Annotated in this window: 8 protein-coding genes; 5 read left to right on the forward strand and 3 right to left on the reverse strand. The window is 40.9% G+C overall.

Annotation, left to right across the window (positions count from 1 at the left end; all coding sequences use genetic code 11):
• Positions 1-12: 12 nt before the first annotated feature.
• Both AACQ49_RS03830 and gltB read right to left on the reverse strand, forming a co-directional pair.
• Entirely contained in the window at positions 13-1,410 is a 1,398-nt protein-coding gene (locus AACQ49_RS03830; RefSeq protein WP_004252677.1) for an FAD-dependent oxidoreductase, read from the reverse strand.
• A gap of 10 nt (positions 1,411-1,420) precedes the next feature.
• A complete protein-coding gene (gene gltB, locus AACQ49_RS03835) occupies positions 1,421-5,878 on the reverse strand; it encodes a glutamate synthase large subunit (RefSeq protein WP_161778890.1) in 4,458 nt (1,485 codons plus the stop codon).
• 666 nt (positions 5,879-6,544) lie between these two features.
• On the opposite strand from gltB, the gene arcB reads away from it, so the two are divergent.
• The 3 genes from arcB (at position 6,545) to mtgA (ending at position 10,490) form a co-directional block, all read left to right on the forward strand.
• Positions 6,545-8,881: an aerobic respiration two-component sensor histidine kinase ArcB gene (gene arcB / locus AACQ49_RS03840; protein WP_004245272.1), complete on the forward strand. Its 2,337-nt coding sequence runs from the start codon at positions 6,545-6,547 to the stop codon at positions 8,879-8,881.
• A 236-nt stretch (positions 8,882-9,117) separates the two neighbouring features.
• On the forward strand, positions 9,118-9,768 hold the full coding sequence (gene elbB, locus AACQ49_RS03845; protein ID WP_161778891.1) for an isoprenoid biosynthesis glyoxalase ElbB: 651 nt from the start codon (positions 9,118-9,120) through the stop codon (positions 9,766-9,768).
• Between the two features lie 20 nt (positions 9,769-9,788).
• Positions 9,789-10,490, forward strand: coding sequence for a monofunctional biosynthetic peptidoglycan transglycosylase (gene mtgA / locus AACQ49_RS03850; RefSeq protein ID WP_161778892.1), 702 nt, complete (start codon positions 9,789-9,791; stop codon positions 10,488-10,490).
• Positions 10,491-10,493: 3 nt separating this feature from the next.
• Here the strand turns inward: mtgA and AACQ49_RS03855 are convergent, their stop codons facing one another.
• Positions 10,494-11,375, reverse strand: coding sequence for a helix-turn-helix transcriptional regulator (locus AACQ49_RS03855; RefSeq protein ID WP_004245268.1), 882 nt, complete (start codon positions 11,373-11,375; stop codon positions 10,494-10,496).
• Positions 11,376-11,868: 493 nt separating this feature from the next.
• On the opposite strand from AACQ49_RS03855, the gene AACQ49_RS03860 reads away from it, so the two are divergent.
• Together AACQ49_RS03860 and ureA are read left to right on the forward strand one after the other, a co-directional pair.
• Positions 11,869-12,693 (forward strand): urease accessory protein UreD, encoded by an 825-nt coding sequence (locus AACQ49_RS03860; RefSeq protein ID WP_004248933.1) that lies wholly within the window; start codon positions 11,869-11,871, stop codon positions 12,691-12,693.
• A gap of 21 nt (positions 12,694-12,714) precedes the next feature.
• Positions 12,715-13,017 (forward strand): urease subunit gamma, encoded by a 303-nt coding sequence (gene ureA / locus AACQ49_RS03865; RefSeq protein ID WP_004245265.1) that lies wholly within the window; start codon positions 12,715-12,717, stop codon positions 13,015-13,017.
• Positions 13,018-13,025 lie beyond the last annotated feature (8 nt).

Raw genomic sequence — 13,025 nt, forward strand, 5'->3', positions numbered from 1 at the left:
ATATTGCTATCTTTAACAAGATAAATAACGCAAGATCCCTTCCGCTGCTTCTCTTCCTTGTGCTATCGCGGTGACCACCAGATCGGAGCCTCTTACAATATCACCTCCAGCAAACACCTTAGGATTGGTCGTTTGCAAAGGTAATAGTGGATCATCATTAATAATAATTCTACCCGATGATGCGTATTGAATATTATTTTCATCTAACCACGGATAGTGTGCAGGTTTAAAACCAAATGCAAGAATAACCGCATCTGCGGATAATATATGTTCGCTGCCTTCTATATATTTTAATTCCCCGTTGGTTTGTGTTTTTATTACACGAACACCGATGACGTTATTATTAGCATCTACTTCAATATCAAGGGGTTGGCGATTAAATAAAAATTCGCCACCTTCTTCTTTGGCATTTTTTACTTCACGTTTAGAGCCGGGCATATTATTTTCATCGCGACGATAAACACAAGTTACTTTAGTGGCACCTTGGCGAATAGCGGTTCGTACACAATCCATCGCCGTATCCCCACCCCCTAACACCATCACGTGTTTTTTATTGAGGTCGATATAAGGTGATTGGGGATCTTCTGCATAACCCATTAAATGGCGAGTATTACCAATTAAATAAGGTAAGGCATTATAAACCCCCATTGCGTTCTCATGGGCAAAATGACCACTCAAACTTTGATAAGTACCCAAGCCAAGGAAAACAGCATCATATTGCTCCGTCAGTGTTTTTAGTGAGATATCTTTGCCTATTTCTGTATTAAGACAAAAGGTTATTCCCATTTCGCTAAATAACTCGCGTCGTCTTACCATCAGCGATTTTTCAAGTTTAAAAGAGGGAATACCGAAAGTGAGTAATCCACCGATTTCAGGGTGTTTATCATAGACTACGGGTTTTACTCCTTGGCGGATCAGCACATCAGCACAAGCCAATCCCGCAGGGCCTGCACCAATAATGGCGACTTTTTTATCTGTCATGGTGACTTGAGACAGGGAAGGGCGCCAGCCCAGCGCAAAGGCGGTATCATTGATATAGCGTTCTATATTACCAATAGTGACCGCACCAAATTCATCATTTAACGTACAAGCGCCTTCGCATAATCGGTCTTGTGGACAAACACGACCACAGATTTCCGGTAAGCTATTGGTTTGATGAGAAAGCTCTGCTGCTTCTATTATTCGTCCTTCATTGGCTAATTTTAGCCAATTAGGGATATAGTTATGCACCGGGCATTTCCATTCACAATAAGGATTACCACAGTCTAAACAGCGATCGGCTTGTGCAGAGGCTTGCTCAGCAGAAAATGCCTCATAAATTTCGACAAACTCAATTTTACGCACAGCTAACGGCTTTTTAGTCGGTTCAACGCGATTTAAGTCGATAAATTGATACACATTCTGACCCATCATTTTTCTCCTATTGTGCCTGAACGCGTAATTCAGCGACTGAACGGCGAGGATGACCTAATAAGGCATGAACATCACTCGATTTAGGTTTGACTAATTTAAAGTGTTGTGACCAATATTCCCATTGAGAAAGTAGTCTTTCTCCTTGTTGGGAGCCAGTTAGCCGTACATGCTCTGCGATCATACCGCGAAGATGCTCTGCCAAAATCGCATAATTAGCCACGGGAAGAAGCTCAATAGAGGCGTTATTGATCCGTTGTGATAGTGTGGTATCTTCATCTAACAGATAGGCAAAGCCCCCCGTCATCCCTGCACCAAAGTTAATCCCTGTTTTACCAAGAATACAGACAATACCGCCGGTCATATATTCGCAGCCATTATCCCCAACCCCTTCAATAACCGCAATGGCGCCAGAGTTTCTGACTGCAAAACGTTCACCCGCTAATCCAGATGCATACAGTTTTCCACCTGTTGCGCCATATAAACAGGTATTTCCCATAATCGTGGTCTGATGGGCTTTAAAGGCAGAACCGACTGGCGGTGAAATAACAATGCGTCCACCCGCCATGCCTTTCCCGACATAATCATTGGCATCACCCACTAAGGTTAATTCCACCCCTTGCGCATTCCAGACGCCAAAACTTTGACCAGCAGTACCCGTAAAGTGAAGTTTTATTGGTGTAGCAGATAAACCACTTTCACCATAGGTTTTGGCAATGATCCCGGATAACGTGGCTCCCACTGAACGGTCTGTGTTACGAATGGCGAAATAGTGGGTTTGGCTTATCTTTTGTTCGACGCCCGTGATGGTTTGCGCAACAATACGTTGATTTAATTCTCCTTTATCATAAGTATCATTGTGCTCCTGACAATAGAGCGCTTTACCTGTAGGAGAGGTCGCGGTTTCTAATAATCCTGTGAGTGATAATTTTTGCTGCTTACTGGTTATCCCCTCTAAGCAAGAAAGCAAATCCGTTCTGCCGATTAAATCGGTTATTTTCCTTACGCCAAGTTGTGCCATAAGTTCACGGGTTTCTTGGGCAATAAAGCGGAAATAGTTGATAACGCGCTCAGGTAAACCATGAAAATGTTGGCGGCGTAGGGTTTCATCTTGGGTCGCAACCCCCATAGCGCAATTATTTAAATGGCAAATTCGCAGATATTTACAGCCTAACGCCACCATTGGCCCGGTACCGAAACCAAAACTTTCAGCTCCTAAAATGGCCGCTTTGATAATATCAACCCCCGTTTTTAATCCACCATCAACTTGTAAGCGCACTTTATGACGCAGATTGTTGGCAACTAATGCTTGTTGCGCTTCTACTAGCCCTAGTTCCCAAGGGCTACCTGCATATTTAACTGACGTTAATGGGCTGGCACCAGTACCGCCGTCATAACCTGCAATAGTAATTAAGTCTGCATAAGCTTTAGCGACTCCGGTGGCGATTGTACCAACGCCCGGCTCAGAGACCAGTTTGACAGAAATAAGCGCACGGGGATTAATCTGTTTTAAATCGAAAATCAGTTGTGCTAAATCTTCAATAGAGTAGATATCATGATGGGGAGGCGGGGAAATCAGTGTGACGCCCGGTACGGCATAACGCAGTTGCGCAATATAGGGTGTGACTTTATCACCGGGTAACTGGCCACCTTCACCGGGTTTTGCCCCTTGTGCCACTTTGATTTGTAATACATCCGCACTCATTAGATAAGACGGCGTGACACCGAAACGACCTGAAGCTATCTGTTTGATACGTGAAACTTTGTTGGTGTTGTAGCGCGCCGGATCTTCACCACCTTCTCCAGAGTTTGAAAATCCGCCTAAAGTATTCATTGCTTGCGCAAGGGCTTCATGGGCTTCTTTACTTAATGCACCAATTGACATCGCCGCAGTATCAAAGCGTTTAAACAGTTCACTTTCTGCTTCGACATCTTCAATTGCAATAGGGGTTGTGTCATTGAGAGCTAATAGATCACGTAAGGTGGTAATAGGGCGTTGTTGCACTAATTGGGAATAATGTTGGTAATCAGCATAGTCACCACTATTTACCGCTTTCTGCAACGCTTGAACCACATCAGGATTATAGGCGTGATATTCTCCTTGATGGGTATATTTTAATAACCCACCAGCGTCTAGAGGATAGCGAGTTAGCCAAGCACGTTTGGATAGATTAAATAAGTCTTGTTCAAAATCGCTAAAATCTGCACCGTTAATACGATTATCAACCCCATCGAAGCAACGTTTAACGACATTATCATGCAACCCTACGGCTTCAAATAGCTGTGAGCAACGGTAAGAAGCAACGGTGGAGATCCCCATTTTGGACATTATCTTATACAGACCTTTGTTGATCCCATTGCGATAATTGAGCATGACTTGCGCATAAGTACCCGACAATATTTTTTTATCGACTCGTTGCGCTAAGGATTCATAAGCCAAGTAAGGGTAAATAGCGGTTGCGCCAAAACCTAATAGTACAGCGAAGTGGTGGGGATCACGGGCGCTTGCAGTTTCAACAATAATATTGGCATCACAGCGTAAATTATTATCTACCAAGGCTTTTTGTACCGCCCCTACCGCCATAGGCGCAGGAATAGGTAATCGCGCTTGAGTGATATTTCTGTCGGATAAAACCAGTAATACTGCACCACGATTAACCGCTTGTTGCGCCGTTTCACATAAGATGTGTAGTGCGGTTTCTAAATTATTTTCAGTCGGTTGATAGGTGATATCTAGCGTGATGGATGAATAATAAGGGCTTTCTTGATTGAGTAATTGTTGAAAATCACTATAAAGCAAAATGGGTGATTTAAAACTGAGGCGATGGGCTTGTCCTTCCGCTTCACTAAAGACATTCATTTCGCGACCAATACAGGTTGCTAAAGACATCACATGCGCTTCTCTTAATGGATCAATCGGCGGATTGGTCACTTGCGCAAATTTTTGTCTAAAATAGTCATAAATTAAGCATGGACGCTGAGAAAGCACGGCAAAAGGCGTGTCATCTCCCATCGAGCCGGTGGCTTCCTGCCCATTTTCAGCCAGTACATGCAAAATCGTTTCCAGCTCTTCTTGGCTATAAGCGAACTGTTTTTGGTATGTCGCCAGTAAGCTATCATCAAAAGCGCGCTCTCCTGTCGCTTGTGGCTCAGGCAATTGCTCAAAAGGGATCAGACGTTTAACGTTACGCTCCAACCAAAGTTTATACGGGTGTCGCCTTTTTAAATCTTCGTCAGTTTCAGCAGAATGTAAAATGCGACCTTGATAAGTATCTATTACCATTAGTTCGCCAGGGCCGACACGCCCTTTTTCTAGAACTTCATCAGGTTGATAATCCCAAATGCCAATTTCAGAAGCACAGGTAATAATATTATCGGTCGTGATAACATAGCGAGCTGGACGCAGGCCATTTCTATCGAGTGTACAGGCTGCATAGCGACCGTCAGATAACACGATCCCCGCAGGTCCATCCCAAGGCTCCATATGCATAGAGTTAAAATCAAAAAAAGCACGTAGATCATCATCCATTTGTGGATTATTTTGCCATGCGGGTGGCACTAATAGGCGCATAGCGCGGACAATATCCATCCCCCCATTAAGAAAGAGTTCGAGCATATTATCCAGTGAGCTTGAGTCTGAGCCACTCTCATTTACAAAAGGCGCTGCAGTTTGTAAATCGGGGATCAGCGGCGTATGAAATTTATAGGCTCTTGCTCTTGCCCATTGACGATTTCCGGTAATGGTATTGATTTCACCATTATGGGCAAGATAGCGAAAGGGCTGCGCAAGCGGCCATTTTGGGGTGGTATTGGTGGAAAAACGTTGATGAAAAAGACAGATGGACGATTCCATCCGTAAATCCGCTAAGTCAGTAAAAAAGCGAGGCAAATCAATTGCCATGCACAGCCCTTTATAGACAGTCACTAAATTAGAGAGGCTACAAATATAAAAATCATTATCGGTAATACGTTTTTCAATTCGGCGACGAGCGACAAATAAGCGGCGCTCAATATCATTAATACGCCATCCGGCAGGTGCATTGACAAAAATTTGTTCTATTGACGGTAAAGAAGAGAGGGCGATACTGCCTAAAATATCTGTGTTAGTTGGTACTTTACGCCAGCCAACGATAGAGAGTGTTTCTCGTTGCAATTCTTCTTCAACAATTTGACGGCACTGTGCAGCGATAGCATTATCTTGGCTTAGAAACAGCATGCCTACTGCGTAATTGTTCGCTAAATGCCAGCCATTTTCTTCGGCAATTAACTGAAAAAAGCGCGTTGGTTTTTGTAATAATAACCCACAACCATCGCCGGTTTTTCCATCAGAAAGGATCGCGCCACGATGTTGCATACGGGCAAGGCCATGGATCGCATTTCTGACAATTTTATGGCTGGCTTTCCCCTCAATATGGGCTATTAACCCAAAACCACAATTCTCTTTTTCCGCTGTTTTTTGATAGAGCATAGTTTGCTTCCTACTCAGTTTATGGGCACCTCAAGAACGAGCGCAAAAGGAACGATTTTGTCTCAAGGGTGTAGGTAAATTTATGGGTGCTCATCGGGTGATGGTGTCTTTAGCTTTGCTATCTCGGTTTTTTATTTTGCTAAGCTACTAGTCAAATTATCGATAAATAAAAAACAGGTCAATCAGCAAGGATATTTGACTATAGCCAGCGTGATGCGTGTTTTTTTTCTTTAATTATTTGATAAATAAAAATATTATTTGAAGATTATTTCATTGGTTATGGGATGGTGAGTGTGAGCTATCTCACTTTTTTTACGGGGTTCTGCTTTATTGCATTCTTTGATGTTAGATAATGCCAGTGAATTTATCTTAATTATTAATCTATTTTAGTATTTTATTGTTTTTATACTTTTTATCTAAAAAAAGACAAATTGCATTTTTTAATTTCTCTCTTTGGTAAAGAATATAACTATTATTTATGTAATACCTCTATAAATTGTTTTTATAAATACCCTCGGGAAAAAGGAGGATCACTGATACAAAATAATGCAAAGGCAAGATACAAGGTGAAAAATCGTGTTTTGGCTACAATTTTCTGAATGTTCACCACTTCGTCAATGTATTTTTAAGGTATCATTCTCTAGATTCAATCTATTGGAGTTTTCAATGAAATTGCTCAAAGGGCTTGCCCAATATTATGTAGATTTAATGATGAGGCTAGGGTTAATCCGCTTCTCATTACTGTTAGCATCCGCATTGGTTGTATTAGCGATGGTCGTACAGATGGCCGTGACATTCCTACTTGCAGGTGATGTCACTAGTATCGATCTGGTACGCTCTATCTTCTTTGGTTTGATTATTACCCCTTGGGCTGTCTATTTTCTTTCCGTGGTGGTAGAGCAACTTGAAGAATCACGACGTCGTTTATCGCGGATGGTCGATAAATTAGGCGTAATGCGACAGCGAGACTTAGAGCTGAATTCACAATTAAAAGAGAATATTGAGCAATTAAATTTAGAGATCCAAGAGCGTGAAAAAGTAGAAAAAGCCCATCTTGAACTATTGGAAAAACTCAAAAGTGAAATGAAGCGTCGTGAATTGACGCAAATTGAACTAGAGCAACAATCTTCCTTGTTACGCTCCTTCTTAGATGCCTCGCCAGATCTGGTCTACTATCGCAACGAAGATAATGAATTTTCTGGTTGTAACCGTGCTACAGAGCTATTGACCGGTAAAAGTGAAAAGCAATTAATTGGCTTAACACCTCTGGATGTGTATGACGAAGATATCGCCGTCAAAGTGATGGAAACCGATGAGAAAGTCTTTCGCCATAATGTGTCACTCACTTATGAGCAGTGGTTGGTGTATCCGGATGGGCGTAAAGCGTGTTTTGAGTTACGCAAAGTGCCCTTTTATGACCGAATTGGTAAGCGTCACGGCTTAATGGGCTTTGGACGTGACATTACAGAGCGTAAGCGCTATCAAGACGCGTTAGAAAATGCTAGCCGTGATAAGACCACCTTTATTTCTACAATCAGCCATGAGCTACGTACGCCGCTTAATGGGATTGTGGGGTTAAGTCGTATTTTATTGGATACCGAATTATCACCAGAACAGCTCAACTACTTAAAAACTATCCATGTCAGTGCCATAACGTTAGGTAATATTTTTAATGATGTGATTGAAATGGATAAAATTGAGCGCAGAAAGATCCAGCTTGATAATCAACCTATCGACTTTACTGAATTTATCTCTGATTTAGAAAACCTATCGGGATTATTAGTCCAACCTAAAGGGTTAAAATTCACCTTAGAAGCGCAAGAAACGTTACCGCATAAAATTACCACCGATGGGACTCGTTTGCGTCAAATCTTATGGAACTTAATTGGTAATGCGGTGAAATTTACCCAAGAAGGGGAAATTAAAGTACGTATTTGGCAAGAAGCGCCTGATAAGTTGTTCTTTGAGGTGAAAGATAGTGGTATTGGTATCCCTCAAGGTGAACTTGAGAAAATCTTTGCCATGTACTATCAGGTCAACGATAGTCAAGGTGGACGTTCTGCAACGGGAACAGGTATTGGTCTTGCTGTCTCAAAACGCTTAGCACAGCATATGGGAGGCGATATTCATGTGGAGAGTGAGTTAGGACATGGTTCTATCTTTACGCTTTCCATTGTCGCTCCTGCGATTAAAGAGCAAAGTGATTTTGAAGAGGATGATGAATTATTGCTTCCTGCCCTTAATATCTTACTGGTTGAGGATATTGAGCTAAATGTTATCGTAGCATGTTCAGTATTAGAAAAATTAGGCAACACGGTAGATGTGGCGATGACTGGGCAAGAGGCTTTGCAAATGTTTAAGCCGGGTGAATATGACTTAGTATTGTTAGACATTCAATTACCTGATATGACCGGATTTGATATTTCAAGAAAATTACGTCAAGAGTTTGATAGCAGTGAATTGCCGCCATTGATTGCCTTAACCGCCAATGTCTTAAAAGACAAAAAAGAGTATTTAGACGCTGGAATGAATGATGTGCTCAGTAAACCGCTTTCTGTGGATGCGTTGACAGCCATTATTAATAAATTCTGGGGAGATGAAGCGGTTTCCGTGACATCGAGTGAGTCACCTCAATTGTTGAGTAAAAATGAAGAGTTACTCGATATCGACATGCTGAATCAATACATCGAACTTGTCGGACCTCAATTAATCACGGATGGTTTAGATGTTTTTGAAAAGATGATGCCAAGTTACCTGTCTGTCCTTGAATCTAATCTGACGGCACGAGATCAAAAGGGCATCACTGAGGAAGGACATAAAATCAAAGGCGCGGCAGGCTCTATAGGTTTAAAACATTTACAGCAACTGGCAAAACAGATCCAATCTCCAGAATTACCTGCATGGTGGGATAATGTTCAGGAATGGGTAGATGAGTTAGAAAGAGATTGGAGAAAGGATGTAGAAAGTTTAAGAAACTGGTTGGCAGACGCTAGAAAAAAATAACCCCAACCGAAGGTTGGGGTGCGCGAATACTGCGCCAACACCAGGGAAACTTTTCTACTCGCTTTTTTGATTATCATTACATAGGCGAATAGGATGAAGCTATTCCATACATCATACAAGCAACAAAATAGCAAATATAAGTTTTTTTGTTACAAGAAACATTTAAATATGTGATGGCGATTGGTGTTTACACCTATAAATGGGTAACTAGTAATCTACTACAAATGGAGAAAGATATGAAATCAATTGCGGTAATTTTAAGTGGTTGTGGTGTCTTTGATGGCAGTGAAATTCACGAATCAGTGCTCACAATGCTTGCTTTAAGCCAAAATAAAGCTGAGGTTCATTATTTTTCACCTAATGATTTTCAACCTACTGTAATTAATCATATTACTGGAGAAGAAAAAGCAGAAAAAAGGAATATGATGGAGGAGGCTTCACGTATTTCTCGTGGGAAAATATCGCCTTTATCAGATGCTAAGGCTGAAAACTTTGATGCGGTAATTATCCCCGGAGGTTTTGGTGCAGCAAAGAACTTATGTAATTTCGCCACGAAAGGTGTTCAGTGTGAAATTAACCAACAGCTCTTAACTTTTGTTCAAAAGATGCATCAACAGAAAAAACCATTAGGTTTAATGTGTATCGCCCCCGTTATGTTACCAAAGATGTTAAATGCCCCAGTAAAATTAACCATTGGTAATGATGCAAAAACGGTAGAAATGATCACCGAAATGGGAGGGATACATATTAATTGTCCTGTCGACGAAATAGTGGTTGATGATGAGTATCGGGTTGTGACCACCCCCGCATATATGCTGGCAGAGTCGATAGCACAAGCTCAGGTGGGAATTGAGAAGCTGGTTAAAAAAGTACTAGAAATGGCATAACAATAGAGTGAATACAGCAGATGGTACTAGTGAGAAAGTTAAAGAAACTATTAATTATTCTAATTGCTTTATGGTTAGGGATAGTTGTCCTGTTTTCTTTTTTACCGGTGCCTTTTTCTGCTGTAATGCTACAAAGACAAATTTCTTCGTGGAGTAAGTTTGATTTTTCTTATGTATCCTATTCTACATGGGTTAGTGAAAATGAGATATCCCCACAGATCTATTTAGCGGTAATAGCCTCTGAAGATCAAAATTTTCCAAAACATTGGGGATTTGATTTCGATGCGATTGAAAAAGTTTTCCAAAATAGCCTGCAAAGCTCAAAAACGATACGAGGTGCCTCTACTATTTCACAACAAACGGTCAAAAACTTATTTTTGTGGGATGGGCGTAGTTGGATAAGAAAAGGACTTGAAGCCGGAATGACGCCAGTGGTGGAGCTGATTTGGTCTAAAAAACGTATTTTAACCGTTTATCTGAATATCGTAGAGTTTGGCGACGGTATTTTTGGGGTTGAGCAGGCTTCTCAGCACTATTTTCGCAAGCCTGCTAAACAACTCACCGCCCATGAGGCGGCTTTATTAGCCGCTGTTTTACCTAATCCACATATTCTTCATGTTAATAAGCCTTCCGCGTATTTGCTAAAACGACAGCAGTGGATCTTAAATCAAATGCGATTAATGGGAGGAACTTCGTTTTTAAGCAAAAATGCGTTGTTATAACCGTTAAAATACTTTTTTTATTGACTCGTCATTTTGTGACGCCATTGTTGCTATTGCATTCGGATCGTTTGCTTGGCGAGATTGGGTGCGAAATTGCGATGGTGTCATACCATATTTACGTTTAAATGCGTCACAAAAATAAGCATTACTACCAAAACCACAGCGATGACTAATTTGAAACACAGAATAGTTAGAAAAGGTGAGGTAATTTAATGCGATCCCCATTCTGACATCCAACAGTAATTGACAAAACGAAACGCCCTCTTTACTTAAATGACGACGTAATGTTGATGGCGTAGTATAGAGCGTTTTTGCTACATCCTCTAAATGCCATTTACGTTGCGGATCTTGTGTTATTAGATGAGTAATCGCCTGATTTTTTGGCTCATCATAATTAAAACGAAAAATATTAAGAATATCGACCCCTTCGTGATAAACCGCCAGCAAAATAAAAAAGAGGCTCTGTTGCATAAACAGGGTCTCTTGAGAGGGGGTGCCATGTTCAAGCGGTAGACATTGCTGAAGTAACGTAAAATTAGTTTTAACCACCTCAGGTGTTGATAGATGATAATCAGGAAGATGACGAGTAATCGGCGCCCCTGATTTTATTAATGGTTTAAGTAAAGAGAACACAGATTGTAATTCAGTTTCAGACAGTACTAAGGTATGTAATTCAATCGGTTTAGTCGGGAAAAAATTTGTCACATCACAAGAAACTTGACTATATTTAGGAATAATCAACGTGAGATTAGTGGTGACTGTGATAGTTTGCCCATTAATACAAATCTCACCTTTTGCACCATATACCATCGCGATCATCGGGTTTTCGATGTAAAACGTTTTTAAGGATATTTGGTTAGAAGAAAGTATGTGTTTGTATTCCATTGTCTTAGATATACCACAGGCAAGTTCAAAATGAACATGGGTTAAAATAAACAAAGCTTAAAGTTAACCACTTAATTTGTGAACTTATAAGCAGTAAGCATGGGTTTTATTATCACAATATTCCTATTGCGAAACCGCGTCGTTATACCGAATAGTATAAGAGTGGCTCAGAATATAATCTTGTTGCTGAGCAATAACAATATCGTTATCTGTTCATTTTTTACTTTTATTTTTACCATTGTTATTTTTTCTAAACAAATTGCTGTTTATTTAAAACGCATTTTTTGAAACTCGGTGTAAAATCGCGCGGCATTGATGGAGCGCTTTATCCTGTTTGAGGAAAATGCAATTTATCTTTATTCACACCCTACCCAACATTCATTTCATTATTTTCTCGGTGATATTGAATGACATAATCTGATGGGTAGTGCGGTATATATTCGTCTATTTCCTGATTTATTTGATCAATTTTGCCAAGTTGGCAGGAGTGGGTATGCCTGACTTTTCTGAGAAGGGTTGGCTTGCTGACATCGCTTTACGATATGAGTTAAAGCGAGGAAAGACATGTCTTACTGAAAAACGTCATCTCGGCCCCTTAATGGTTCAGCGACCTTTTTATCCAGAGCAAGGTGTTGCACATACCTATTTGTTGCATCCTCCTGGTGGGGTGGTCGGCGGTGATACGTTATCCATTAATATTAATGTGCAACCTTACGCACATGCCCTATTAACAACGCCGGGGGCGACAAAATTTTATCGTAGTGCAGGAGGCACTGCATCGCAAACGCAGACATTGACGGTTGCACAAGAGGGCTTTTTAGAGTGGTTACCCCAAGAGAATATCTTTTTTCCTGATGCTCAAGTGTGTTTAACCACACATATTCATTTAGCCTCATCAGCGAAATTTATCGGCTGGGAAATGCAGTGTTTTGGACGCCCAGTTTTAAATGAGTGGTTTGAAACTGGCAAGGTAAAAGGGCGCTTAAATTTTTATGTTGATGAGAGATTAATTTTAACAGAGTCAATGCGGGTTGAAGGCTTACAAAAACAAGCTGCCGCAATGCGTGAATTTCCTATGTTTGGCTCGCTTTATATTTATCCTGCAACCGATGCATTAAAAGAGATTATTCAACACCATTTAGAGAAGGTAAATCCCCTAGTTGAATATGGTTTAACGGATGTTGATGGCATTTTAGTTTTACGTGTATTAGGGACGCAAACCGAGCCGATGATGGCGTGTTTTGCGCAAGTATGGCAAATCGTCAGACAGCACTGGCTAGGTTATTGCCCTGAGCCACCGCGGATCTGGGCGACATAATCGTTTATTTTAGGAGCAGAAATGGAATTAACACCAAGAGAAAAAGATAAATTACTGCTTTTTACTGCAGGCCTTGTTGCAGAAAGACGTTTAGCTAAGGGATTAAAACTTAATTACCCTGAAGCTGTCGCCTTGATTAGTTGCGCCATTATGGAAGGCGCACGAGAGGGGAAAACAGTTGCTCAATTAATGAGTGAAGGACGTACTGTTTTAACCGCAGAGCAAGTAATGGAAGGGGTGCCAGAGATGATAAAAGATGTTCAAGTAGAGTGCACTTTCCCCGATGGCACCAAATTGGTTTCAATTCACTCACCTATTGTGTAGGTAATAAC

Source organism: Proteus sp. G2675 (assembly GCF_963886535.1).
GTDB lineage: Bacteria > Pseudomonadota > Gammaproteobacteria > Enterobacterales > Enterobacteriaceae > Proteus > Proteus mirabilis.